Origin of the sequence: Mycolicibacillus trivialis (assembly GCF_002102395.1) — a bacterium.
GTDB lineage: Bacteria > Actinomycetota > Actinomycetes > Mycobacteriales > Mycobacteriaceae > Mycobacterium > Mycobacterium triviale.
The window spans coordinates 28,710-52,195 of sequence record NZ_LQPZ01000040.1; the positions used below are offsets into that span (position 1 = coordinate 28,710).

A 23,486-nucleotide genomic window follows, 5' to 3' on the forward strand; every position below is an offset into this window, starting at 1 on the left:
CATCCAGACGTCGACCAGCGGCGTCGACCCCGGCCCGAGGAGTTCCGATGACCACCGTTTCGACACCCGATACCGCCGCGCAGCACCGCGGGTTCGGTGTCGACGTCGGCGGCAGCGGCATCAAGGGCGGCATCGTCGACCTGGCGACCGGGCGCCTCGTCGGGGACCGGGTCAAGCTGCCCACCCCCCAGCCCGCCACGCCCGGCGCCGTCGCCGAAACCGTGGCCGCCGTGGTCAACGAGTTCGGGTGGACCGGTCCGCTGGGAGTCACCTATCCCGGGGTGATCCAGGACGGCGTGGTCAAGACCGGGGCGAACGTCGACCCGGCGTGGATCGGCGCCAACGTCCGCGACGTGATCGGCGCCGAACTGGCGGGTCAGGACGTCACCGTCCTCAACGACGCCGACGCCGCCGGGGTGGCCGAGGCGCGTTACGGCGCGGGCCGGGACCACACCGGCGTGATCGTGCTGTTGACGTTCGGCACCGGGATCGGCTCGGCGGTCATCCACAACGGAGTGCTGCTGCCCAACACCGAGTTCGGCCACCTCGACGTCGGCGGCAAGGAGGCCGAGCACCGCGCCGCGGCGTCGGTGAAAGAGAAGCGGGGCTGGAGCTACGAGAAGTGGACCCGGCAGGTGACCAAGGTGCTGGTGGCGATCGAGAACGCCCTGTGGCCGGACCTGTTCATCGCCGGCGGCGGGATCAGCCGCAAGGCCGACAAGTGGCTGCCGCTGCTGCAGAACCGGACGCCGGTGGTGGCCGCCGCGCTGCAGAACACCGCCGGCATCGTCGGCGCCGCGATGGCCGCGGAGCCGGGCTTCGGGGTGGAGGAACCGCGCTGATTTCCCCGGCGGCCACCGGCGGATTCCCATCCTGTCGTTACAATGGTCAGCGGCGGCCGCGCAACCGACAGCGGTGAATATTCCATACCGAAAGCGCCGCCGACATTCGATACAGCCGAACCGTCCGGTCAGCGCATGCCCACGCGACCGGAAGCCAGCCCGACTGAAGGGGTGTACGTGGCAGCGACCAAGCCCAGCCCGGTGTCCGAGAAGCCGGTGAAGCGCACCGCTACCAAGACCGCCACGAAAGCCGGCCAGGCCAGCAACTCCGCGGACGCGGAGCCGGCAGCCGAGGTGACGACCCCCGCCAAGAAGGCCCCCGCGAAGAAGGCGGCCCCCGCCAAGAAGGCCGCAGCGAAGAAGGCGGCGCCGGCGAAGAAGGCCGCCAAGAAGACCGCGGCCAAGAAGACGGCACCGGCGAAGAAGGCCACCAAGAAGACCGCGGCCAAGAAGACGACCGACGCCGAGGACACCACCGGCGCGGTCGACACCGAGACGGACCTGGACGCCGAGCCCGGCGACGGCGACATCGACGCCGCCGAGGTGAACCTGGCCGAACTCGCCGAGGACTCCGAGGAGGCCGAGGAAGAGATCGCCGAGCCGACCGAGAAGGACAAGGCCTCCGGCGACTTCGTCTGGGACGAGGAGGAGTCCGAGGCGCTGCGGCAGGCCCGCAAGGACGCCGAGCTCACCGCGTCGGCGGACTCGGTGCGCGCCTACCTCAAGCAGATCGGCAAGGTGGCCCTGCTCAACGCCGAGGAGGAAGTCGAGCTGGCCAAGCGCATCGAGGCCGGCCTCTACGCGACGCAGAAGATGGCCGAGCACGCCGCCAGCGGCGAGAAGCTCGCCGTCGCCTACCGCCGCGACATGGCCTGGATCTGTCGGGACGGGGAGCGCGCCAAAAACCATCTGCTGGAAGCGAACCTGCGGCTGGTGGTCTCGCTGGCCAAGCGCTACACCGGGCGCGGGATGGCGTTTCTGGACCTGATCCAGGAGGGCAACCTGGGACTGATCCGCGCGGTGGAGAAATTCGACTACACCAAGGGCTACAAGTTCTCCACCTACGCCACCTGGTGGATCCGCCAGGCCATCACCCGGGCGATGGCCGACCAGGCCCGCACGATCCGCATCCCGGTGCACATGGTCGAGGTGATCAACAAGCTCGGCCGCATCCAGCGGGAGCTGCTCCAGGACCTGGGCCGCGAACCCACCCCGGAGGAGCTCGCCAAGGAGATGGACATCACCCCGGAGAAGGTGCTGGAGATCCAGCAGTACGCCCGGGAGCCGATCTCGCTGGACCAGACCATCGGCGACGAGGGCGACAGCCAGCTCGGCGACTTCATCGAGGACTCCGAGGCCGTCGTGGCGGTCGACGCGGTGTCGTTCACGCTGCTGCAGGATCAGCTGCAGTCGGTGCTCGAGACACTGTCCGAACGCGAGGCCGGCGTGGTGCGGCTGCGGTTCGGCCTCACCGACGGGCAGCCGCGCACCCTCGACGAGATCGGCCAGGTCTACGGCGTCACCCGGGAACGCATCCGACAGATCGAGTCGAAGACGATGAGCAAGCTGCGCCACCCCAGCCGCTCACAGGTCCTCCGCGACTACCTGGACTGAGCGGGCCCGAGCGGTTCGCCCGGGCCTCGGGTCGCACCGTTCTCTACCGGCGAACACCCGTCGGAGCCCGGTCGTCACCGCCGCGGCGGCGCACCGGTCAGTCGCCCGGAAGCGGTGCGAACCGGCCGTCGGGCCCGGAACGGTAGGGCCGTACCGCGCTCACCGCGGCGACCGGCAGCGGGCCGTAGAGGTGCGGGAAGAGCATGCCGTCGGGGTCGGTGGGCACGCCGGGCTCCCACTGCACCGGATCGGTCAATTTCTCCGCGTTGACGTGCAGCAACAGCAGGTCGGTGCGCCCCCGGTAGAGCCGGTTCGCCGGCAGGTGCACCTGCTGCGGGGCGGACAGGTGGACGAACCCGACCTCGTCGAGGGACACCGGGTGCAGTCGGCCGTCCCGTTGCGCGGCGGCCCACTCGGTCTCGCCGCACAGGTGCACCAGGATGTCGCGGTCCATCCGGCCAGCCTGCCCGAGTCGCTCGACGCGGTGAGGCGCGACACACCCGATGCGGGCCAGGAACAAGGCAGGCGCCCCGATCGTCTGACAGAGTGGAAGCATGCAAGGAACGGAGGGAGCTATGAACGCGACTCTGACCAGTCCGCCGCTGACCCGGGCTGATCGTTGCGACCGGTGCGGTGCCGCCGCCCGGGTGCGCGCCAAGCTGCCGTCGGGCGCGGAGTTGCTGTTCTGCCAGCACCACGCCAACGCGCACGAGGCCAAGCTGATCGCGATGGCCGCCGTGCTCGAGACGAGCCCTCCGCTAGAGGACTAGCGTCACCGCGAAGAACGCGACTCGCCCGGCGGTGCGCTGCCGACCACGGTGCGCGTCAGGGATGCTGGGTGGGCCATGACCGAACAGACCCCCCGGCCGTCCCGTCACCACGTATGGCGGATCTCCCGCCGCGCTCTGGCGAAGAGCTGGGACGACTCGATCTTCTCCGAGTCCGCGCAGGCCGGCTTCTGGTCGGTGCTGTCCCTGCCGCCGCTGCTGCTGGGCATGCTGGGCAGCCTGTCCTACATCGCCCCGCTGTTCGGGCCGGACACTCTGCCGATGATCCAGGCCCGGCTGATCGGCGCGGCCGGGCAGTTCTTCTCCCAGAACGTGGTCAACGAGATCATCGAGCCCACGGTGCGCGACATCGTGCAGGGCGCCCGCGGCGAAGTGGTCTCGCTGGGGTTCATCATCTCGCTGTGGGCCGGTTCCTCGGCGATCTCGGCGTTCGTCGACTCGGTGGTCGAGGCCCACGATCAGACCCCGCTGCGCCATCCGGTGCGGCAACGGTTCTTCGCGCTGTTCCTCTACGTCGTGATGCAGGTGGCGATCATCGCCGCCGCGCCCTTCCTCGCGCTGGGCCCGCGCAAGATCGCCGAGCACCTGCCCGCGAATTGGTCGTATTTCCTGCACCTGGGGTATTACCCGGCGCTGGCGCTCACCCTGATCCTCGGGGTCACCGCCCTCTACCGGGTGTCGCTGCCCAAGCCGCTGCCGACCCACCGGCTGATCGTCGGTGCGCTGCTGGCCAGCAGCGTGTTCGTGCTCGCGACGATGGGGCTGCGGATCTACCTTCGCTACATCACCCGGACCGGCTACACCTACGGCGCGTTGGCCACACCGATCGCGTTCCTGCTGTTCGCCTTCTTCCTCGGTTTCGCGATCATGCTGGGCGCCGAACTCAACGCCGCGATCGAGGAGGAATGGCCGGCGTCCTCGACGCATGCCCTACGGGTGCGCCGCTGGCTGCGAGTGCGCCGCCGGTGGCTGCGGTTACGGCGCCGGGCCCGCCGTGCCGGGACCCCACCGCCCGCCGCACCGCCGCCGCAGACCGGTGGACGAGTCCGGCCCGACGAGCAACCCGCCGCGGCCGGGCCGCTCAGCCCTTCTTGAGCTTCTCGTAGATCCGCTTGCACTCCGGGCACACCGGTGAGCCGGGTTTGGCCGACCGGGTGACCGGAAACACCTCGCCGCACAGCGCCACCACGTGGTTGCCCATCACGGCGCTCTCGGCGATCTTGTCCTTCTTGACATAGTGGAAGTACTTGGGGGTGTCGCTGTCGGTTCCGTCGTCGACGCGTTCGTCGGTGTCGGTGCGGTCGAGCGTCTGAGTCTCCATGACCGACATTGTGCCCCGCGGCGATCGGCGGGGAAACCGGCTCTGCCGCGCGGGCCCGGATGTGGAACAGTGGAGGACATGAGACACGGCTCCGAGCTGGGTTTCGATGACGACGGTAGGCCAGTACTGATCACCGCCGCCGCGCCCTCCTACGAAGAGCAGCACCGCGCCCGGGTGCGCAAGTACCTGATCATGATGTCGTGCCGGATCCCGGCGTTCGTGTTGGCCGCCGCGGCCTACGGCGCCTGGCACAACGGGCTGGTCTCGCTGCTGATCTTGGCGGTGTCGATTCCGCTGCCCTGGATGGCGGTGCTCATCGCCAACGACCGGCCGCCGCGCCGCCCCGACGAACCGCGCCGTTACGACACCCGCCGTCGCGGCGCCGGGCTGTCCTCGGCCACGCCGCCGGCCCTGGAACGCACTGTGACACCCGACGGCGAACCCGACGACGCAGGCCGATCCGCCGACGGACGTCCCGGGACCTCCGAGCGCCAAGCCGCGGATTCGTCGGGCCCGGAAAACCCGACTCCGTAGCGGTCTTTGCGGTGTTCAGGCCGCTGCCACCCGCCCCGCAGGTGTGACAACCGCGTCTCCGGGGAACTCCTGTCGCAGGGTGCGCGTTGTACCCGATGAGTGTATCGCCGATCAGGAGGCTCACCATGGCAAAAGCCACCACACGCGCCACCGTCGGGCGGACCGAGGCCGAACTGGACGGGCAAGGCCCCGCAGCGGATCTGGTGCGGGTGTACCTGAACGGGATCGGCAAGACGGCTCTGCTGACCGCCGCCGACGAAGTCGAACTCGCCAAGCGCATCGAAGCCGGGCTCTACGCCAAGCACCTGCTGGAGACCCGGCCGCGGTTCGGGGAGAAGCGCCGCAACACCCTCGCGGTGGTCGTCCGCGACGGTGAGGCCGCCCGCCGGCACCTGCTGGAAGCCAACCTGCGGCTGGTGGTGTCGCTGGCCAAGCGCTACACCGGGCGGGGCATGCCGTTGCTGGACCTCATCCAGGAAGGCAACCTCGGATTGATCCGCGCGATGGAGAAGTTCGACTACGCAAAGGGTTTCAAGTTCTCCACCTACGCCACCTGGTGGATCCGCCAGGCCATCACCCGGGGCATGGCCGACCAGAGCCGCACCATCCGGCTGCCGGTGCATCTGGTGGAGCAGGTCAACAAGCTCGCCCGCATCAAGCGCGAAATGCACCAGCGGTTGGGCCGGGAAGCCTCCGATGAGGAACTCGCCGAGGAATCCGGAATCCCGGTGGAGAAGATCCACGATCTGCTCGACCACAGCCGCGACCCGGTGAGCCTGGATATGCCGGTCGGCTCCGACGAGGAAGCGCCGCTGGGCGACTTCATCGAGGACGCCGAGGCGATGTCGGCGGAGAACGCCGTGATCGCCGAGATGCTGCACACCGACGTGCGCAGCGTGCTGGCCACCCTCGACGAGCGTGAGCAGCAGGTGATCCGGCTGCGTTTCGGGCTCGACGACGGTCAGCCGCGCACCCTCGATCAGATCGGCAAACTGTTCGGCCTGTCCCGCGAACGGGTCCGCCAGATCGAACGCGAAGTGATGGCCAAGCTGCGGTACGGCGACCGCGCCGACCGGTTGCGGTCCTACGCCAGCTGACCGACCGTCCTGATATGCCCGCCGGCCCGTCCGGCGGGCATATCTTTGCGCACAGCGGTGTTGAGGGGCACAAGGCGTGCATAACCGCTGAGCAGCTGCCGGACCAGTAGACTCGGGTGGCGACGAAGGATGTGGAATGAACGATCTGGTTGACACCACCGAGATGTACCTGCGGACGATCTACGACCTCGAGGAAGAGGGTGTGACCCCGCTGCGAGCGCGCATCGCCGAGCGCCTGGAGCAGAGCGGACCCACCGTCAGCCAGACCGTGTCGCGCATGGAGCGCGATGGGCTGGTGCGAGTCGCCGGCAACCGGCACCTCGAGCTCACCGGGACCGGGCGGGCGCTGGCCGTGGCGGTCATGCGCAAGCACCGGCTCGCCGAGCGACTTCTGGTCGACATCATCGGGCTGCCTTGGGAAGAGGTCCACGCCGAGGCGTGCCGGTGGGAGCACGTGATGAGCGAGGACGTCGAACGTCGTCTGGTCAAGGTGCTCAAGAACCCGACGACCTCCCCGTTCGGAAACCCGATTCCCGGCCTCGACGAACTCGGTGTGGACGCCGATGCCGAGTCCGGCGCGGACCTGCTGCGGCTGACCGAACTGCCCGCGCGGTCGCCGGTGGCGGTGGTGGTCCGGCAGTTGACCGAACATGTGCAGGGTGACGTGGACCTGATCTCCCGGCTCAAAGCGGTCGGCGTGGTCCCCGATGCCCGGGTCACCGTGGAGAACAACCCCGACCACGGGGTCACCATCGTGATGCCCGGCCACGAGAACGTGACACTGCCCAGCGAGATGGCGCACGCGGTGCTGGTGGAGAAGATCTAGCCCAGCGGGCATCATCCGGCGCGCCGCGCCGGGCGTTGCGGCGGGAGCTGCACTCCGAGTTCCTCGGCGATCCGCAGACCGGTGATCGCCAACTCACGGATCTGCTCCGGGCGCATCCCGGATTGCAGCGCCGAGTCGAGCATGCCGGCCATCCGGTGGTCGGGGCGTTCGTCCAGCGCCGCACCCAGCGCCATCCCGGCCAGCGACCCGTCCCCGCGTGCATAGGCGGCGAACGCCAGCAGCACCAGCGCTTCGGCCCGCGCCGGTTCCGGCAGCACTTGGGCCAGCAGCACCCACAGGGCCTCGGCGTCGACGGCGCGCTCCCCCACCGCCAGCCCGAACAGACTGTCCCGCACCCGGATGTCATCGAGCGCACCGCCCAGCGACACCAGGTCGGCGTCGTCGAAGACCGTCCCGGTGGACAGCCGCTCGACCGCCGCGACGACGAACTCGAGGGCACCCCTGGCGCGGGCGTCGGAGTCGCCGGCGCCCTCGGCGCGAGACTTCGCCGCCTGTTTGCGCAGTGCCGCCGCGAGGCGGCGGCGCCGCCGCCGGTCCCGCGGCGCGAACACGGCCACCATCTCGTCGCGGCTGGAGTACAGCCGCCGGCCTTCCAGCACCGCGGCCATCGCCAGCGGTGAGCACGCCGGGTCCTCGACCCGTCCGGCCGACCCGCAGCCGTCGACGCAGTGCCACCGGCCGTCCGCGGCGATCGCATCGACCACATGGGCCGCCCACACCACGATGTCGTGGCGGGCCAACAACCGCACCAGCGCGTCGGCGATCCGGCGGAACTCGATGTTGCAGACCGGACACCGGGCGCCGTCGGCGTCCACGAAGACCGCGATCACGGCTTCGGGTGCCGCGGCGGACACGGCGTCGGTGAGGGTGGCCAGCCGGTCGGGTAGTTCGTCGCCGAGATCGGTGCGCGTCACCAGCCCCAGCGCACCATCCTCGACGGCGGCCAACACCAGTGAATGTTCCGGCACGAAGCCCAGGACGGCGGGCAGGGCCGCGATCAAGGCGCCCGGGCGGTCGGGATGGATGTCGTATCGCTGTTTCGTCATACCCGCACCGTGGCGACCGCGTCTGTCAACGCGGCCGCCGCGGGCGGGCCCGCTACGCCTCCACCGTCACGGCTGGGGACGGCGGCGCAACTGGGGATAACCGCCGGCCGGCGGGATCGTCAGTGCGGCACCCAGGACCACACGGTCCTGGCGATCGACCGCAGCGGCTTGGGCCAGTGCACGCCGGGCCGCTGCATGCCCGGGCCGCACTTCGGCCACGCCTCGGGGCCCTGTACGGCCAATACCCGGTTGGCCACCGCAATTTGCTGGTCGCGGCTGGCGTCGGACGGAGAGCCGACCCCGCCGAACTCCCGCCAGGTGGATTCCTTGAATTGCAGGCCGCCGTAGAAGCCATTTCCGGTGTCGGCGGACCAATTTCCGTTCGATTCACATTGCGCGACCGCGTCCCAATTGACGCCATCGGCCTGGGCGACGCCGACGCCCGGACTCAGCAGCAACCCCACACCGGCGATCACCGCGCCCGACGTCAACAACGGCCTGCTCCGGGGGGCAGACGAGGCGACTCGCCGGCCCGCCACATTGCGGTCCATACCCCAACCTCCGTGATAGAAGTAGCACGTGTGGTCAGAGAACCTAACGTGATTAATGGGACAAATCCATAAGTTTCGTTATTACTGCGTCGTAAGTGTCAACTTTTTTTATTGATGCAAAAAACAATTAGGGTTGTTAATGAGTCAAACGATGTTGCTGATGCTTGTGATGTAGCTGTTATGTTTGTTATTGATGTTGTTCATGTTTCGCATGTGGCGCCAGCCGGCGGCGTCTGACCGGGATTCACCGGTAGGCGAAACGGCTACCCGATCGGAATGGGCGCGACGACGGCGGTGTTTGACCGGTCAGTGGGCGAACCGCCCGGCCGTCCCGGCGCCGATCCGCCGTACTGTGCGGCTCCGGGACTGCTGCTGGGACACTGGTGGGACGCCACGGTCGGCCCCACCGCCGGGGTCGGCGATGACAGACTTGAGTAGGACCTGCACCGAAGGAGGCTGAGCCCTATGACGCAGGACGCACACGCCGATCCCGGGCCCGAGCACCGGCCCGACCAGAGCGGCATGTACGAGCTGGAATTCCCGGCGCCGCAATTGTCGGCCGACGACGGCCGCGGCCCCGTCCTGATCCACGCTCTGGAAGGTTTCTCCGACGCCGGGCATGCGATCCGGCTGGCCGCCACTCATCTCAAGGGGACACTGGAGAGCGAGCTGGTGGCGTCGTTCGCCATCGACGAATTGCTCGACTACCGCTCCCGGCGTCCGCTGATGACGTTCAAAACCGACCGCTTCACCCATTACGAGGAGCCGCAACTGAACCTGCACGCCCTGCGGGACAGCGCCGGTACCCCGTTTCTGCTGCTCGCCGGGATGGAGCCGGATCTGAAGTGGGAGCGGTTCATCACCGCCGTGCGGCTGTTGGCCGACCAGCTCGGCGTGCGCCAGACCATCGGGCTGGGCACCATCCCGATGGCCGTGCCGCACACCCGGCCGGTGACCTTGACCGCTCACTCCAACAACCGCGAGCTGATCGCCGACCACCAGCCGTGGGTGGCCGAGGTTCAGGTGCCGGCCAGCGCCTCCAACCTGCTGGAGTACCGGTTGGCCCAGCACGGGCATGAGGTGGTCGGGTTCACCGTGCACGTCCCGCACTACCTGTCGCAGACCGACTACCCCGCCGCCGCGCAGGCGCTGCTCGAGCAGGCCGCCAAGACCGGCGCGCTGCAACTGCCGGTCGGTGAGCTGGCCGAGGCCGCCGAAGCGATCCACGTCCGGATCGACGAGCAGGTCTCCGACAGCGAAGAGGTCGCGCAGGTCGTGCACGCGCTCGAGCAGCAGTACGACGCGTTCATGAGCGCCCAGCAGAACCGGTCGCTGTTGGCCCACGACGAGGATCTGCCCAGCGGCGACGAGCTCGGCGCGGCGTTCGAGCGCTTCCTGGCCCAGGAGGCCAAGAAAGACGGCGACGGCCGCTCGTGAGCCTGCCGGTGGCGGTGCTGCGGGTCTTCACCGACGCCGCCGGTGACTATGGAAACCTGCTCGGGATCATCGACGCCGACGCCGTCCACCCGCAGGAGCGTCCCCGCCTGGCCGCTCAACTGGGTTACAGCGAAACGATCTTCGTCACCGCGCCCTCCCACGGGTCGGCCAGCGCCCAGGCGCGCATCTACACGCCCGGCGGCGAGATCGACTTCGCCGGCCACCCCTGCGTCGGGGTGGCCTGGTGGCTGCACGAACGCGGCACCCCGATCCGCGAGCTTCAGGTGCCCGCCGGGTCGGTGCGGGTGCGCACCGACGGCGACCGCACCGCGATCACCGCGCGCGCGGACTGGGCGCCGGACTTCGTGCTCACCGAGTTGCCGTCGGTGACCGCGCTGGCGCAGGCCGAGCCGGAGCACTATCCGGCGACCGCCGCGCACTATCTGTGGGCCTGGGCCGACCCCGGCCGCAACCGGGTACGGGCCCGCATGTTCGCCCCCAATCTCGGTGTGCCCGAGGACGAGGCGACCGGGTCGGCGGCGCTGCGGCTCACCGCCCACCTCGGCCGGGACCTCACCGTCGTGCAGGGCCGTGGCTCGGTGATCGAGACGCGGTGGAGTCCCGACGGTTGGCTGAGCGTCGCCGGCCGGGTGGTAGTCGAAGAAACCATGACCGTGGTCTGATCGCGCCTCTGAGCCTGCCGCGGGTGGCCGGGCGGCGGGGTCAGCCGGGTCGGCGCAGCAGCGTCGCGCTGAGGTGGTCCTGGGCGTGCTGACCGACCGCTCCCATCCGCAACGTGTAGCTGAGTTCGGCGCCGTCGACGCGAACCGAACGCTCCAGCGCGGTCACCTCTTTGGCGGTGGGGCTGAGCCCGATCGCGGTGGCGGCCATCTCCGCGGTGATCACCGCGTCCACCACCGAGTAGGTACCGACCTGGATCTCGGTGATCCCGGTGGGATGAGCCAGGATCCATTCGACCCGGCCGGGTTCGGGCACCCGCAGGTAGCCTGTCTCGGAGTGCAGCCGCCGCCCGTCGGCCATCGCCCTGGTCTTCTGTCGATAGCTGAAGAAGGGTTTGCCGACATGGCTGAACGAGATCTCCTCGAGGTATTCGAAGGTCTCGATGGTCGGGTACATGCCGACCCCGCGACCCGACCAGGTGCCCAACAATGGCGCCAGCTCAACGAGATTGGGATGGAGTTCCGGCGGCATACTCCGAGCCTAAGGCAGGAAGCGCCACTCAGCCCGCATTCGAAACCTTGCGGTGTGCCCGCAGGGTCGCGATCTCCTTCTCGAAGTCGTCGGCGGAGGAGAACGACCGGTAGACCGACGCGAACCGCAGGTAGGCGACCTCGTCGAGATCCCGCAGCGGTCCCAGGATCGCCAGGCCGACCTCGTTGCTGGGCACCTCCGCCGAGCCGCCGGCCCGGATCGCGTCTTCGACCTTCTGCGCCAACAGGTTCAGGGCATCGTCGTCGACCTGCCTCCCCTGGCAGGCGCGCCGGACACCGCTGACCACCTTCTCCCGACTGAACGGCTCGGTCACGCCGCTGCGTTTGACCACCGCCAACACCGCGGTCTCCACGGTGGTGAACCGTCGGCCGCATTCCGGGCAGGCGCGGCGCCGCCGGATGGCCTGCCCCTCGTCGGTCTCGCGGGAATCGACCACGCGCGAATCGGGGTGCCGGCAAAACGGACAGTGCATAGCCGCTCCTTCGCCACGCCACAACGCGGGGTGCTTGAACGACACCGAGCGTACCCGCGGCCCGCCGACGGCGGTCAACACCGTCGGGGCGCGCCGGTCCCGGTCGCTCATCGCACCGGAGCGATCAAGGTCTGGCCGGCCTCCAGCGCGGTCGACTCCAGGCCGTTGAGCTCGCGGATCGTCGCCGCGACCCGACCGGCGGGGGCGCCCGGGGCCACCCGGGCCGCGAGGTGCTCGAGGGTCTCGCCGCTGTGCACCTGGACCACCGCCAACTCGGCCGGCACCTGCTCCGCCTGGGCCGCCACCGCCGCACCGAACTGGGCGACGATGCCCAGCCACACCGTGATCAGCGCCGCCAGCAGCGCCAACACCACCGTGGTGGCCGGGGTGACCGGCCTGCGGCGGTGCGGCCCCCGGGCCACCAGCACCCCGGTGCCGCGGTACCGCAACGGGGCCACCGGCGGGCGGGACGAGCCAGGACGGGTCCGGGAGCGGGGACCGGCATCGCCGCGAGGCGGGCCGACACGGACCGGCTCCGCCCGGCGCGGGGCCGGGCGGCGGCCCGCCGGGCGGGCGGATACCGAAGGGGTGGATGCGGGGCGGTGGTCGATGACGGTCATGAGGTGTCCTCTCGGAGACGATTCGCTTGTACGTTCGATGTTAGAACACCGGGACGACAGAATTCGAACACGTTATTGAACCGTTGTAGAACACCTGATCGAACGCCGTCGTTCGACACACCTCGAACACCTGTTTGAAAGTTGGGCGGGTTGGGGCTAGATTCGGAGGTTATGAGCGACAGCACCGGCACCGACCGCCCCACCGAGACCGCCGGCCGCGGACGCGGTTCGGCAACCGGATTGACCGACCGGCAGCGCACCATCCTGGAGGTGATCCGCGCTTCGGTGACCGAACGCGGCTACCCGCCCAGCATCCGCGAGATCGGGGACGCGGTGGGGCTGACCTCGACGTCATCGGTGGCCCACCAATTGCGCACGCTGGAGCGCAAAGGCTACCTGCGGCGCGACCCGAACCGGCCGCGGGCGGTGGACGTGCGCGGGGTCGACGAGGCGCAGCGGTCCCGGCCGGCCACCGAGGTGGCCGGTTCCGATGCGCTGCCGGAACCGATGTTCGTGCCGGTGCTCGGCCGGATCGCCGCGGGCGGACCGATCCTGGCCGAGGAGGCGGTCGAGGACGTGTTCCCGCTCCCCCGCGAACTGGTCGGCGACGGCGCGCTGTTCCTGCTGAAGGTCGTCGGCGAGTCGATGGTCGATGCGGCGATCTGCGACGGCGACTGGGTGGTGGTGCGCCAGCAGAACGTCGCCGACAACGGCGACATCGTCGCGGCGATGATCGACGGCGAGGCCACCGTCAAGACGTTCAAGCGCGCCGCCGGGCAGGTGTGGCTGATGCCGCACAACCCGGCCTTCGACCCGATCCCGGGCAACGACGCCGCCATCCTCGGCAAGGTCGTCACCGTCATCCGCAAGATCTGAGGCGGCGCCGACGCCGCGGGCTACTCCGCCCTGAGGAAGCCGTTGGCCTGCGCGACGGCCTCGGTGGCGAACCACACCTCAGCCAGTGTGTCGTGGTACAGCGCGTTGTCCGGCGTGTAGTAGAGCCCGGAAACGGTGTTGGCCTTGATCGGGTACCCGGCCGGTGCCTGGTAGGGGTCGCTCAGCGGCAGGTGGATCGCCGGGTGCGCACCGGCCTGGTCGTCGCCGGCCTGGTCCCCGCCTGCCTGGTCCCCGCCTGCCGCGGGGCCGCCTGCCGCCTGGTCGCCGTAAGACCCGTGACCGCGCGGATCGGCGTCCTGGTACCGGGCGTCGTCGTGCCGCAGGTCGTCCTGGCCGGGGTGGTCGTGGGCGGCCTCGTGGATGACGAACGCGCCACCGGGTACCCGGTAGGACTCCTCGGCGGCGTCCGACGGTTCAACGGCGGAGTGCCGGCCGCCGCCCAGTTCGGCTTCGGCCGGGATCCGGGTGGGGGCGGTGTCGACGTCGTCAGGATCCTCGTCGGATTCCTCGGCGGCGAAGTCGTCGCCGTAGGCGCCACCGTCCCGATGGGTCCGCTCGGGGTCGGCGAACGGGTCGTAGTCGAACGCCTCGCGGCCGTGGTCCTCGCCGTAGCCTCCGATCTCGCCGCCCCGGTCGTCGCCGGCCTCGTCCTCGCCCGAGCGGTGCGCCCAAGCCACCCGCGACGGCATCCCGGATTCGGCGAACTCCTCGGTGCCGGACTCATCCAGGTCGTAGAAGACCTCGCGGGGGCCGCCCCCGTCGAGGGCCTCGTGCTCGTCGAGTTCGGGCGCCCACGGCTGCGGTTCGGCCGTCTCCCGGCGGGCACCGGCGCGGCGGCCGGTGTTGCGGGCGCGGCGGGTGATTTCCTCCTCGGCGCGGCGGCGACGGCCCCACCAGGCCAGCCAGGCCAGCAGGCCCGCCAGCACCAGCACGCCGAGGCTCACCGGCAGCCACCACCAGTGCCAACCGATGCCCTGACCGGAGCCGGTGGTCGGGGCGTTGGCGGCGCCGACCCCCGGGATCTGCAGGCCGGACAGGGCGCCGCCCAGGCTGGCCGGGTCGGTGGTGAAGCTGTTCTCGGCCTGGTTCCACGAGATGGTGCCGCCGCTGAACTCCTGGGAGATCAGGTCGCCGTCGGCGCTCTGGTCGCCGACCGGGGCGCCGAGGTCACCGCCGGCGCCGCCGAGTTTGTCCCAGGCGGCCTTCATCGCACCGCGGACCACGAACGCGCCGTGTTCGGAACTCCAGTAGATGACCGGCTGGTCGGCCGCGGCGAACGGGCTGACCTGCGCATCGTCGCCGGTGTCGGTCGGGTTCTCGGTCGGGAAGCCCAGGTCGCTGCCCTGCGGGCCGCCCAGCGAGTCGTACTTCTCCAAGATCGCGCCCTCGACGGCGTTCGCGCCGGTGGTCGGGCTGTAGAAGATCTTGCCGCCGGCGTAGCCCTGGACCAGCCCGTCGTCGCCGATCGGTTCCTGCTCGCCCTGCCTGGCGCCCAGCGGACCGCCGGCGCCGCCGGTCGCGCGCCACGCGGCGTTGATGGCGTCCTCGGGGGTGACGTCGACCTGCAGGTCGGCCAGCTGTGCCGCCAACTCCGGCGGCGTGGTGGTGTAGGCCCTGGTCTTGCGGTTCCAGCCGACCTCGCCGTTGGCGAACTTCTGCGTGACGGTGTCGCCGTCGAAGGTCTCGGCTCCGGCGGGCGGACCCAGCGGGCCCGAGGAACTGTTCAGGGTGTCCCAGGCGGCGTTGATCGGGCCGCGCACCACATATGCACCGTGTTCGGGGGTGAAGAAGATCAGTGGGTTGTCGGTGGCCGAGAACGAGATGAATTGGGCTTCCGGCCCGGCCAGCCCGGGTGTCTGGTCCATGTCGGGAAAGCCCAGGTCGCTGCCGGCGGGGCCGCCCAGTGACTCATAGGTGTCCAGGATCGGCCCGTACATCGCCCGGGCCCCGGTGGCCGGGGTGAAGAAGATCTTGCCGCCGGTGTAGTCCGCGGCGAAGCCGGCACCGACCGGATAGACGTCGCCCTGCGGCGCGCCGAGCCGCGAGTCGTTGCCGCCGGCGGCGTCCCAGGCCGCGGTGATCGCGTCGTGCGCGTCGGTCTCCGGGGACGCGCCCGCCGCCGGGGCCAGCAGCGCGTACGACGCGGCCGTGGCGGCGGCCACCACAGCCAGCGCCGCGCCGCGCACCCACTTGCCCATCTGACTTCGCTGCCTACTCACCCAGCCTCCCGGCCTGTCGCTGTCACACGTGTAACCGTCGCAGGGGTCATCATGGCGTGAACCGGGCGCGAATTGCGAACCAATCGCATCTCCGATGCGGAAATGGACATCAACCTGATGTCGAATCGATGCACGATCGCGGTGTTGCGTGCGATCACACGCCCAGGCTGCGCCCGATGATCTCCTTCATGATCTCGGTGGTGCCGCCGTAGATGGTCTGCACCCGCGAATCCAGGAACGCCCGGGCGACCGGGTACTCGCGCATGTAGCCGTAGCCGCCGTAAAGCTGCAGGCAGCGGTCGATCAGATGGACCTGCTTCTCGGTGGAATACCACTTGGCCATCGCGGCCTGCTCGACGGTGAGCTTCTCGTCGAGGTGCAGGCGGAGGAACTCGTCGACCATCATCCGGACCACGGTGGCTTCGGTGGCCAGTTCGGCGAGCAGGAACCGGCTGTTCTGGAAGCTGCCGATCGGTTTGCCGAACGCCTTGCGCTCCTTGGTGTAGGTGATGGTGTCCTCCAGCACCTGTTCCATCGCGGCGGCGGCCATGATCGCGATCGAGATTCGCTCCTGGGGCAGGTTCTGCACCAGGTAGATGAAGCCCATCCCCTCCTCACCGAGCAGGTTCTCCACCGGCACGCGCACGTCGGTGAAGGACAGTTCGGCGGTGTCCTGGGCGTCCATGCCGATCTTGTCGAGGTGGCGGCCCCGTTCGAAGCCCGCCATGCCGCGCTCGACGACCAGCAGGGAGAAGCCCTGCGCGCCCTTGTCCGGGTCGGTCTGGGCGACCACGATCACCAGGTCGGCGTGGATGCCGTTGGTGATGAAGGTCTTGGCGCCGTTGAGGATGTAGTGGTCGCCGTCGCGGACCGCGCGGGTCTTGATGCCTTGCAGATCGCTGCCGGTGCCGGGCTCGGTCATCGCGATCGCGGTGATCAGCTCGCCGGTGCAGAACTTGGGCAGCCAGCGCTGCTTCTGCTCCTCGTTGGCCAGCCGTAGCAGGTAGGGCGCGGTGACGTCGTTGTGCAGCGAGAACCCGATGCCGCTGTAGCGACCGCGGGTGGTCTCCTCGGTGATGATCGTGTTGTAGCGGAAGTCGGGGTTGCCGCCGCCGCCGTACTCCTCCGGCACCGCCATGCCCAGGAAGCCCTGCTTGCCGGCCTCGAGCCAGACGCCGCGGTCGACGATCTTGGCCTGCTCCCACTCCTCGTGGTGCGGGGCGACGTGCCGGTCGAGGAACGCGCGGTAGGACTCGCGGAACAGCTCGTGCTCGGACTCGAAGAGGGTGCGCTGGAATTTGACGGCACTGCCCATCGGGGACCTCCGGGAGAAGTTGGTTCAAGACGTTGCGACGAGGATAGACCAACCGGATGGTTGGGCACCGGCGGGGACCACTCCCGGCGCCGGGCGGCGGGGCCGGGTCACGACCGCGGTGTCGCGAACCCCTCCAATGCGGCGGCCAGCGCCGCCGGTACCCGGGCCCGCATCCGGGTGCCGCCCTCGTCGTGCACGGTGGTCTCCACCCGGCCCTCCTCGTGCAGCCGGGCCACCAGGTCCCCGCGGTGGTACGGGATGGTGACGTCCACCGCGGTGTCGCGACGCTCCACCAGCCGGCTCATCGCCGCGCGCAGTTCCGGGAGGCCCGCGCCGGTGCGCGCCGAGACGAACACGGCCTCCGGCAGTGCGCGGCGCAGCTGAGTCAACGCCAGCTCGTCGGCGGCATCGATCTTGTTGACCACCAACAGTTCCGGCACCGGCGGTCCGGTGCGGTCGGCGAGCACATCGCGCAGCACCGATCGGACCGCCTCGACCTGGGCGAGCGGGGTCGCGTCCGCGCCGTCGAGCACGTGCACCAGCAGGTCGGCGTCGGCCACCTCCTCCAGAGTGGAGCGGAACGCCTCGACCAGCTGGGTGGGCAGGTGCCGGACGAAGCCGACCGTGTCGGTGAGGACGAACGGCCCCTCTTCGGCCTCCGGGTCGAAGTAGCCGCGCCGGGTGGTCGGGTCCAGCGTCGCGAACAGTGCATCCTGGACCAGCACGCCGGCCCCGGTCAGCGCGTTGAGCAGGCTGGATTTGCCGGCGTTGGTGTAGCCGACGATCGCGATCGCCGGCACATCGCTGTCCAGGCGACGGCGCCGCTTGGTGTCGCGGACCTGTTTCATCGCCTTGATGTCGCGGCGCAGTTTGGCCATCCGCTCGCGGATGCGGCGCCGGTCGGTTTCGATCTTGGTCTCACCGGGCCCGCGCAGCCCGACACCGCCGCCGCTGCCGCCGGCGCGGCCACCGGCCTGCCGCGACATCGACTCGCCCCAGCCGCGCAGCCGCGGCAGCATGTACTCCATCTGCGCCAACGCCACCTGGGCTTTGCCCTCCCGGCTGGTGGCGTGCTGGGCGAAGATGTCCAGGATCAGCGCGGTGCGGTCGATCACCTTGACCCGCACCGCTTTTTCCAGCGCGGTGAGCTGCGCGGGTGAGAGCTCGCCGTCGCAGATCACGGTGTCGGCTCCGGTCGCCAACACCACCTCCCGCAACTCGGCGGCCTTACCCTCCCCGATGTAGGTGGCCGGGTCCGGTTTGTCGCGGCGCTGGATGAGCCCGTCGAGCACCTCGGAGCCGGCCGTCTCGGCCAGCGCCGCCAACTCGGCCAGGCTGGCGTCGGCGTCGGCGGCCGCGCCCTCGGTCCAGACGCCCACCAGCACGACCCGTTCCAGGCGCAGTTGGCGGTACTCGACCTCGGAGACGTCGTCGAGTTCGGTGGACAGCCCGGCCACCCGGCGCAACGCGGCACGGTCGTCGAGGTCGAGTTCGCCGGTGCTGGGCACGGCGGGGCGGAAGGGGGTGTCACTGGTCATGGTCGGCCTCCGATGATGCCCGCCGGGGCGCAATCGCGCATCCGATTTACTGCTCGGCCCACCAGTCCTCCGCGACCTCACCCTCGGCGACCAGCACCGAAGGGCCGCGCAGGTAGCTGGTGGCCGCGGTGATCGTGACCGTCACCGTCCCGCCGGGGACCCGGACCCGCAGCTCGCCGGTGTCGGTGTCGGCGGCGGCCAGGGCGGCGAGCGCGGCGGCGACGGTGCCGGTGCCGCAGGAGCGGGTCTCCCCCACCCCACGCTCGTGGACCCGCATCGACACCGCGCCGCCGGCCGGGGCGGTGAGGACCTCCACGTTCACCCCATCGGGGAAGAGGGCCGGGTCGAACTCGACCGGGGCGGCCACGTCCAGCCGGGCCAGCTCCTGCTCACTGAGGGTGGTGTCCACGCAGGCCAGGTGCGGGTTGCCGACGTCGACCGCGATGCCGTCGAAGCGGCGCCCGCCGACCACCGCGCTGCCGGTGCCGAACCCGACGGCCTTGCCCATCTCGACGGTGACCTCGGCGTGCAGTGGGTCGACGTGGTGCACCCGTACCGGGCGCGGCCCGGCGAGTGAGCCGACGACGAACTCGTCGCGATGCTCGAGCCCGGCGGCGCGCAGGTAGTGCGCGAACACCCGCACGCCGTTACCGCACATCTGGGCGATCGAGCCGTCGGCGTTGCGGTAGTCCATGTACCAGTCGTCGGCGGCCACCCCGTCGGGCAGCCGGTCGATGACCCCGGCGGCGCGCACCGCGGCGGCGGTGGCGACCCGCAGCACCCCGTCGGCGCCCAGTCCGCGGCGTCGGTCGCACAGCGCGGTCACCGCGGCCGGTGTCAGCACCCGCGCGGCGTCGAGGTCGGGCAGCAGCACGAAGTCGTTCTCGGTGCCGTGCCCCTTGGTGAATCTCACCCGTTCAGGATACGGACCGCCAGGCGGCCAGCGCCGCGTCGAGCAGGTCGGGCGCGGTGGCATCCAGCCAGTGGATGCGGTGGTCGCGGCGGAACCAGGACCGTTGCCTGCGGGCGTAGCGGCGGGTGCCGATGAAGGTGCGTTCCCGGGCGGTCTGTAACTCCCGGCTGCCGCCGCCGGCGTCGAGCGCGGCGATCACCTGCGCGTAGCCCAGCGCCCGGGCGGCGGTCACCCCGTCCCGCAGGCCGACCTCGAGCAGTCCGGCGACCTCCTCGACGAGGCCCGCCTCGAACATGAGGTCGGTGCGCAGTTCCAGGCGTTCATCCAGAAGCGCTGTGTCACAGTCTATTCCGATGATCATCGTCTCCCATCGGGGTGCGCCGATGCGCGGCGCGGACGCCGCGAAGGGCCGGCCGGTCAGCTCCACCACCTCCAGCGCACGCACGATCCGTCTGCCGTCGCTGGGCAGGATGGCGGCCGCGGCGGCCGGATCGGTGGCGGCCAGTTCCTCGTGCAGACCGGTCGCGCCGATCTGGGCCAGCCGCGCCTCGTATCGGGCCCGGACCGCCGGGTCGGTCGCGGGGAAGGCCCAGTCGTCGAGCAGCGCCTGGATGTAGAGCATCGACCCGCCGACCAGGATCGGCACCGCGCCGCGTGAGCGGATCGCGGCGATGTCGGCACCGGCCGCTGCCTGGTAGGCCGCGACGGTGGCGGTCTCGGTCACCGACAGCACGTCGAGCTGGTGATGAGGTAGGCCGCGGCGCTGGGCGGCCGGGACCTTGGCGGTGCCGATGTTCATGCCGCGGTAGAGCTGCATGGCGTCGGCGTTGACGATCTCGGCGGCGACGCCGAGCTGCCGCAGCCGGTCGCCGAGGTCGAGGGCGAGGTCGGATTTGCCGGTTCCGGTCGGTCCGACGATCGCCAGCGGGCGCCGGTCCGCGGCGGTCACGGGGCCCAGAATCCGACGAAGTAGCCCACCCCGTAGGGCGCGCCGCGGTACAGCTCGGTGACGCAGCGCGGCGGGTCGGCCAGCCCGCCCAGCGCCGCGAACGCCGCCCGCCCGCCGATCGTCTCCGGCAGCCCGGCCAGGGCGGCCGGTTCGCCCCCGGCCAGCGCCGCGTCCAGGCGCCGCTGGTCCGCGGCGTCTGCCGGGCGGTGTCCCCCGGGTGCACCGGCGGTCAAGGTGGTGGCGCCGTCGGCGACCACCAGCACCCCCATCGGCCGGCCGGCGGAGTCGATGCGGCCGCGCAGCCGCCGGCCCGCGGTGTGCGCGGCGACCGGGTCCGCGCCGAACACGTGCACTTCGGCGCCGGCCTCGGGGCGGACCCGGCCGCGCACCCACCCGGCGATCAGTGCGCACAGCGGCAGCGTCGTGGGCGGGGCGGCCGGCGTGCCGGGTGCCAGCCGGACCGGCAGGTCGACGCCGTAACCGGCGAAGGTGCCGCACGCGCCGGCGGGCACCACCCGGTCGTGTGCCCCGGCGCCGAGCACCAGCCAGGAGTCCGGCAGCCGGGCGGCCGCCTCCAGGGCGGCGGCGGTCAGCTCGGCGTCCTCGTCGGCGGCGGCGCCCACCAGATCGGGAACCAGCAGCGGCGCGCTGGGGATGATCGCGACACCGGCTAACACGGCGGCACGCTACCGCTCCGGCCGCGCCCCGGCGGGCAGTGCGGTGTCGCGGCCCCCGGCGCTGGCGGCGATCGTGGCGGCCTCACCGCGGGCGAGCTTGGCGGTGGCCACGATCACCAGGACCAGGCTCACCGCGACCGCGACGTCCTCGACGCCGCCGGCCTGCAGGTGCTCACCGAGTACCAGGATGCCCAGCACCGTCGCCACCAGCGGTTTGGCCACCGTGATCGTGGGCATCGAGGCGGTCAGCGCGCCGGCCCGGAACGCCGACTGCTGGAAGATCATCCCGGTGAGGGTGGCGGCCAGCCACGGCACCAGCTCCGGTGCGGTCAGCACCGCCCAGAAGCCGTCGTGGGCGACCGCGACGATGCTCTTGGTGAGCACCGCGAACATCGCCAGCGACGCCCCGGCGACGACCGCGAGCAGCACCGCGGCCGTCGGGGTGCCGGCGTGGCGACGCGCCATCACCACGCACACCACCAGTAGCGGGATCATGACCAGCGCGACGACCAGCCACACCGACCCGGAGGCGCGGTCGCGCCCGGGTGTCGGGTCGCCGACGATGACCACCACCGCCAGCGCGGCGGCCAGCACCGCGGCCCACAGCCACTCCGCGCGGCTCACCGCCTGCTTGGTGATCCGCGCGTAGATCGGCAACGCGAACAGCAGTGCGGTCACCTGCAGGCCGGTGACCAGCATCACCGACCCCACCACCAGCGCGGCCGCCTGCAGTCCGTAATTGGCGACCGCGGCGATCCCCCCACCCCAGAACCGCAGGTCACGCAGCGACATGCGGAACAACTCCAGGTGCCCGACATCGGGCTTGTCGGTGATCTCCTGGGCCGAGCGCTGCCGGATGACGTCGCCGACCGCCGAGGCCAGCGCCGCGCAGAGCGCGAGTGCCGCAGCGATGATCGCTTCAGGCTGCATTCACTGGTCTCCTCAGCCGACGTCACCGGCCAACCCGCGGCGAAGCGAACACACCCCCGGGTGGGACAACATCACGATTGCCGGCGCGCTCCCCGCCGAACACGGTCAAAGTCTCGGTGCGCAACGATACCTCCCCGACCGCGCCGAGACTGCGATCAACCCGGCGATCAACCCGCGATCCCCCACTCCGTCGGCCCGGGGTGGCTCAGGTGGCGGCGGATTCGATGGCAAGCTGCTTGAATACCCGATGGGGAGAACTCCCCGCGACGGAGTACAGGCGCCGCGACGCGCGGCAGCGGTGCGGGCGATGCCCGCCGGAGAGTAGGTGGCGGTACCGATGACGACCCACGAGCCCGACAACCGTGCCCCCAAGCCGGCCCCGCGGCCCGGACCCAAACCCGGCCCGGTCGTACCGCCCGCGATGGTGGTGCCGACCGCCGACCCGCGCCGGTTCGGCCGGGTCGACGACGACGGCACCGTCTGGCTGATCAGTTCGGCCGGGGAACGGGTCATCGGGTCCTGGCAGGCCGGTGAGCCGGACGCCGCGTTCGCCCACTTCGGCCGCCGTTTCGACGACCTGAGCACCGAGGTGGCCCTGATGGAGGAGCGGCTGGCGGCCGGCTCCGGGGACCCGCGCAAGATCAAGGCCTCCGCCGAGGCGCTGGCCGGCACACTGTCCACCGCGGCCGTACTCGGCGACGTCGACGCGGTGGCCGCCCGACTGGCGGTGATCGTCGAGCGGGCCGACGCGGCGGCCGCCGCCGACCGCGCCGAGCGGGACGAGCAGCGCGCCGCGGCCACCGCCCGCAAGGAGGCGCTGGCCGCCGAGGCCGAAGAGTTGGCCGCCAACGCCACCCAGTGGAAGGCGGCCGGGGACCGGCTGCGCGAGATCCTCGCCGAGTGGCGCACGATCCGGGGTTTGGATCGGCGCACCGACGACGCGTTGTGGAAGCGGTATTCGGCGGCCCGGGACGGCTTCAACCGGCGCCGGGGCGCGCACTTCGCCGAGTTGGACCGGGACCGGGCCACCGCGCGCGAGGCCAAGGAGCGGCTGTGCGTGCGCGCCGAACAGCTCAGCGAGTCCACCGACTGGGCCGGCACCACCAAGGCGTTCCGTGCCCTGCTGACCGAGTGGAAGGCGGCCGGCCGGGCCGCCCGCGACGTCGACGACGCGCTGTGGGCCCGGTTCAAGGCTGCCCAGGACGTCTTCTTCGGCGCCCGCAAGGCGGCCTCCGCCGAGCGGGACGCGGCCCTGCAGGGCAACGCGACCGCCAAGGAGACGCTGTTGGCGCAGGCCGAGAAGCTCGACCCGGCGAATTTGTCCGCCGCCCGGGCCGCGCTGCGCTCGATCGTGGACAAGTGGGATGCGATCGGCAAGGCGCCGCGCGATCAGGAACCGGAGCTGGAGCGGCGGCTGCGTGCGGTGGAAAAGCGGGTGCGCGACGCGGCCGACGCCGACCGGGTCGACCCGGAGGCGCAGGCTCGCGCCGACCAGTTCCGGGTCCGCGCCGAACAGTTCGAACAGCAGGCGCACAAGGCCGAGGCGGCCGGGCGGGCCAAGGACGCGGCTCAGGCCCGGGAGAGCGCCGCGCAGTGGCGGCAGTGGGCCGAAGCGGCGGCCGCTGCGGTGCAGCGCCGGGCCTGAC

Annotated in this window: 25 protein-coding genes; 11 read left to right on the top strand and 14 right to left on the bottom strand. The window is 70.9% G+C overall.

From position 1 onward, the window contains the following. The first annotated feature begins 47 nt into the window (after positions 1–47). Positions 48–842, top strand: coding sequence for a polyphosphate--glucose phosphotransferase (ppgK, locus tag AWC30_RS14090; protein WP_085110854.1), 795 nt, complete (start codon positions 48–50; stop codon positions 840–842). 171 nt (positions 843–1,013) lie between these two features. Next, on the top strand, positions 1,014–2,456 hold the full coding sequence (locus AWC30_RS14095) for an RNA polymerase sigma factor (protein WP_207568453.1): 1,443 nt from the start codon (positions 1,014–1,016) through the stop codon (positions 2,454–2,456). Between the two features lie 97 nt (positions 2,457–2,553). Here the strand turns inward: AWC30_RS14095 and AWC30_RS14100 are convergent, their stop codons facing one another. Then, positions 2,554–2,910, bottom strand: coding sequence for a DUF952 domain-containing protein (locus AWC30_RS14100; RefSeq protein ID WP_085110856.1), 357 nt, complete (start codon positions 2,908–2,910; stop codon positions 2,554–2,556). A 121-nt stretch (positions 2,911–3,031) separates the two neighbouring features. Between AWC30_RS14100 and AWC30_RS14105 the strand changes: the two genes are divergently transcribed. Then, on the top strand, positions 3,032–3,226 hold the full coding sequence (locus tag AWC30_RS14105; protein ID WP_066853454.1) for a DUF7455 domain-containing protein: 195 nt from the start codon (positions 3,032–3,034) through the stop codon (positions 3,224–3,226). Positions 3,227–3,301: 75 nt separating this feature from the next. Further along, positions 3,302–4,339, top strand: a complete 1,038-nt coding sequence (locus AWC30_RS14110; RefSeq protein ID WP_085110857.1) for a YihY/virulence factor BrkB family protein — start codon at positions 3,302–3,304, stop codon at positions 4,337–4,339. Here the strand turns inward: AWC30_RS14110 and AWC30_RS14115 are convergent. Then, positions 4,326–4,565 carry a DUF3039 domain-containing protein gene (locus AWC30_RS14115; protein ID WP_085110969.1) on the bottom strand — a complete coding sequence of 80 codons (240 nt, stop codon included), beginning with the start codon at positions 4,563–4,565 and terminating at the stop codon, positions 4,326–4,328. The two genes, AWC30_RS14110 and AWC30_RS14115, sit on opposite strands and share 14 nt — an antisense overlap. A 78-nt stretch (positions 4,566–4,643) precedes the next feature. Between AWC30_RS14115 and AWC30_RS14120 the strand changes: the two genes are divergently transcribed. The 3 genes from AWC30_RS14120 (at position 4,644) to AWC30_RS14130 (ending at position 7,022) form a co-directional block, all read left to right on the top strand. Further along, the gene (locus tag AWC30_RS14120; protein WP_085110970.1) at positions 4,644–5,099 is read left to right on the top strand and encodes a DUF3099 domain-containing protein; all 456 of its coding nucleotides are present in this window, start codon (positions 4,644–4,646) and stop codon (positions 5,097–5,099) included. A 125-nt stretch (positions 5,100–5,224) separates the two neighbouring features. Next, positions 5,225–6,196: a sigma-70 family RNA polymerase sigma factor gene (locus tag AWC30_RS14125; RefSeq protein ID WP_066853459.1), complete on the top strand. Its 972-nt coding sequence runs from the start codon at positions 5,225–5,227 to the stop codon at positions 6,194–6,196. A gap of 136 nt (positions 6,197–6,332) precedes the next feature. Then, positions 6,333–7,022, top strand: coding sequence for an iron-dependent transcriptional repressor DtxR (locus AWC30_RS14130; RefSeq protein ID WP_085110858.1), 690 nt, complete (start codon positions 6,333–6,335; stop codon positions 7,020–7,022). Between the two features lie 11 nt (positions 7,023–7,033). On the opposite strand, the gene AWC30_RS14135 is transcribed toward AWC30_RS14130, so the two are convergent. Continuing rightward, positions 7,034–8,089 carry a DUF4192 domain-containing protein gene (locus AWC30_RS14135; RefSeq protein ID WP_085110859.1) on the bottom strand — a complete coding sequence of 352 codons (1,056 nt, stop codon included), beginning with the start codon at positions 8,087–8,089 and terminating at the stop codon, positions 7,034–7,036. 119 nt (positions 8,090–8,208) lie between these two features. Continuing rightward, on the bottom strand, positions 8,209–8,640 hold the full coding sequence (locus tag AWC30_RS14140) for a transglycosylase family protein (RefSeq protein ID WP_085110860.1): 432 nt from the start codon (positions 8,638–8,640) through the stop codon (positions 8,209–8,211). A 465-nt stretch (positions 8,641–9,105) separates the two neighbouring features. Here AWC30_RS14140 and AWC30_RS14145 point away from each other — a divergent pair, with 465 nt between their 5' ends. Together AWC30_RS14145 and AWC30_RS14150 are read left to right on the top strand one after the other, a co-directional pair. Then, the gene (locus AWC30_RS14145) at positions 9,106–10,077 is read left to right on the top strand and encodes a proteasome assembly chaperone family protein (protein WP_085110861.1); all 972 of its coding nucleotides are present in this window, start codon (positions 9,106–9,108) and stop codon (positions 10,075–10,077) included. Beyond that, complete coding sequence (locus tag AWC30_RS14150; protein WP_085110862.1) at positions 10,074–10,760, top strand: PhzF family protein; 687 nt, start codon at positions 10,074–10,076, stop codon at positions 10,758–10,760. Before AWC30_RS14145 ends, AWC30_RS14150 begins: the two co-directional genes overlap by 4 nt. 40 nt (positions 10,761–10,800) lie before the next feature. Here the strand turns inward: AWC30_RS14150 and AWC30_RS14155 are convergent, their stop codons facing one another. The 3 genes from AWC30_RS14155 to AWC30_RS14165 form a co-directional block, all read right to left on the bottom strand. Continuing rightward, positions 10,801–11,289, bottom strand: a complete 489-nt coding sequence (locus AWC30_RS14155; protein ID WP_085110863.1) for a peroxynitrite isomerase — start codon at positions 11,287–11,289, stop codon at positions 10,801–10,803. A gap of 28 nt (positions 11,290–11,317) precedes the next feature. Next, on the bottom strand, positions 11,318–11,782 hold the full coding sequence (gene nrdR, locus AWC30_RS14160; RefSeq protein WP_085110971.1) for a transcriptional regulator NrdR: 465 nt from the start codon (positions 11,780–11,782) through the stop codon (positions 11,318–11,320). 107 nt (positions 11,783–11,889) lie between these two features. Beyond that, a complete protein-coding gene (locus AWC30_RS14165; RefSeq protein WP_264000506.1) occupies positions 11,890–12,240 on the bottom strand; it encodes a LysM peptidoglycan-binding domain-containing protein in 351 nt (116 codons plus the stop codon). A gap of 333 nt (positions 12,241–12,573) precedes the next feature. Here AWC30_RS14165 and lexA point away from each other — a divergent pair, with 333 nt between their 5' ends. Next, positions 12,574–13,278 carry a transcriptional repressor LexA gene (lexA, locus tag AWC30_RS14170; protein WP_085110865.1) on the top strand — a complete coding sequence of 235 codons (705 nt, stop codon included), beginning with the start codon at positions 12,574–12,576 and terminating at the stop codon, positions 13,276–13,278. Positions 13,279–13,298: 20 nt separating this feature from the next. Here lexA and AWC30_RS14175 read toward each other — a convergent pair whose 3' ends face one another. From AWC30_RS14175 to AWC30_RS14205, 7 genes are all read right to left on the bottom strand, one after another. After that, positions 13,299–15,518, bottom strand: a complete 2,220-nt coding sequence (locus AWC30_RS14175; RefSeq protein ID WP_474623361.1) for an LGFP repeat-containing protein — start codon at positions 15,516–15,518, stop codon at positions 13,299–13,301. A gap of 154 nt (positions 15,519–15,672) precedes the next feature. After that, positions 15,673–16,833, bottom strand: coding sequence for an acyl-CoA dehydrogenase family protein (locus AWC30_RS14180; protein WP_085110867.1), 1,161 nt, complete (start codon positions 16,831–16,833; stop codon positions 15,673–15,675). A gap of 107 nt (positions 16,834–16,940) precedes the next feature. After that, positions 16,941–18,371, bottom strand: a complete 1,431-nt coding sequence (gene hflX / locus AWC30_RS14185; protein ID WP_085110868.1) for a GTPase HflX — start codon at positions 18,369–18,371, stop codon at positions 16,941–16,943. A gap of 46 nt (positions 18,372–18,417) precedes the next feature. Next, positions 18,418–19,284, bottom strand: a complete 867-nt coding sequence (gene dapF / locus AWC30_RS14190; protein WP_085110869.1) for a diaminopimelate epimerase — start codon at positions 19,282–19,284, stop codon at positions 18,418–18,420. 4 nt (positions 19,285–19,288) lie between these two features. Next, positions 19,289–20,233 (bottom strand): tRNA (adenosine(37)-N6)-dimethylallyltransferase MiaA, encoded by a 945-nt coding sequence (gene miaA / locus AWC30_RS14195; RefSeq protein ID WP_085110870.1) that lies wholly within the window; start codon positions 20,231–20,233, stop codon positions 19,289–19,291. Beyond that, positions 20,230–20,910, bottom strand: coding sequence for a class III extradiol ring-cleavage dioxygenase family protein (locus AWC30_RS14200; RefSeq protein ID WP_085110871.1), 681 nt, complete (start codon positions 20,908–20,910; stop codon positions 20,230–20,232). Before AWC30_RS14200 ends, miaA begins: the two co-directional genes overlap by 4 nt. Positions 20,911–20,919: 9 nt before the next feature. Beyond that, positions 20,920–21,840: a DMT family transporter gene (locus AWC30_RS14205; protein WP_085110872.1), complete on the bottom strand. Its 921-nt coding sequence runs from the start codon at positions 21,838–21,840 to the stop codon at positions 20,920–20,922. Positions 21,841–22,177: 337 nt separating this feature from the next. On the opposite strand from AWC30_RS14205, the gene AWC30_RS14210 reads away from it, so the two are divergent. Further along, entirely contained in the window at positions 22,178–23,485 is a 1,308-nt protein-coding gene (locus AWC30_RS14210) for a DUF349 domain-containing protein (RefSeq protein ID WP_085110873.1), read from the top strand. The last annotated feature ends 1 nt before the right edge of the window (position 23,486 follow it).

Excerpts from the sequence above, each read along its gene's own strand:
- ppgK (WP_085110854.1), top strand. The coding sequence starts at position 48 with ATGACCACCGTTTCGACACCCGATACCGCCGCGCAGCACCGCGGGTTC.
- AWC30_RS14100 (WP_085110856.1), bottom strand. The coding sequence starts at position 2,910 with ATGGACCGCGACATCCTGGTGCACCTGTGCGGCGAGACCGAGTGGGCC.
- AWC30_RS14105 (WP_066853454.1), top strand. The coding sequence starts at position 3,032 with ATGAACGCGACTCTGACCAGTCCGCCGCTGACCCGGGCTGATCGTTGC.
- AWC30_RS14110 (WP_085110857.1), top strand. The coding sequence starts at position 3,302 with ATGACCGAACAGACCCCCCGGCCGTCCCGTCACCACGTATGGCGGATC.
- AWC30_RS14115 (WP_085110969.1), bottom strand. The coding sequence starts at position 4,565 with ATGGAGACTCAGACGCTCGACCGCACCGACACCGACGAACGCGTCGAC.
- AWC30_RS14120 (WP_085110970.1), top strand. The coding sequence starts at position 4,644 with ATGAGACACGGCTCCGAGCTGGGTTTCGATGACGACGGTAGGCCAGTA.
- AWC30_RS14125 (WP_066853459.1), top strand. The coding sequence starts at position 5,225 with ATGGCAAAAGCCACCACACGCGCCACCGTCGGGCGGACCGAGGCCGAA.
- AWC30_RS14130 (WP_085110858.1), top strand. The coding sequence starts at position 6,333 with ATGAACGATCTGGTTGACACCACCGAGATGTACCTGCGGACGATCTAC.
- AWC30_RS14135 (WP_085110859.1), bottom strand. The coding sequence starts at position 8,089 with ATGACGAAACAGCGATACGACATCCATCCCGACCGCCCGGGCGCCTTG.
- AWC30_RS14140 (WP_085110860.1), bottom strand. The coding sequence starts at position 8,640 with ATGGACCGCAATGTGGCGGGCCGGCGAGTCGCCTCGTCTGCCCCCCGG.
- AWC30_RS14145 (WP_085110861.1), top strand. The coding sequence starts at position 9,106 with ATGACGCAGGACGCACACGCCGATCCCGGGCCCGAGCACCGGCCCGAC.
- AWC30_RS14155 (WP_085110863.1), bottom strand. The coding sequence starts at position 11,289 with ATGCCGCCGGAACTCCATCCCAATCTCGTTGAGCTGGCGCCATTGTTG.
- nrdR (WP_085110971.1), bottom strand. The coding sequence starts at position 11,782 with ATGCACTGTCCGTTTTGCCGGCACCCCGATTCGCGCGTGGTCGATTCC.
- lexA (WP_085110865.1), top strand. The coding sequence starts at position 12,574 with ATGAGCGACAGCACCGGCACCGACCGCCCCACCGAGACCGCCGGCCGC.
- AWC30_RS14180 (WP_085110867.1), bottom strand. The coding sequence starts at position 16,833 with ATGGGCAGTGCCGTCAAATTCCAGCGCACCCTCTTCGAGTCCGAGCAC.
- hflX (WP_085110868.1), bottom strand. The coding sequence starts at position 18,371 with ATGACCAGTGACACCCCCTTCCGCCCCGCCGTGCCCAGCACCGGCGAA.
- AWC30_RS14205 (WP_085110872.1), bottom strand. The coding sequence starts at position 21,840 with ATGCAGCCTGAAGCGATCATCGCTGCGGCACTCGCGCTCTGCGCGGCG.
- AWC30_RS14210 (WP_085110873.1), top strand. The coding sequence starts at position 22,178 with ATGACGACCCACGAGCCCGACAACCGTGCCCCCAAGCCGGCCCCGCGG.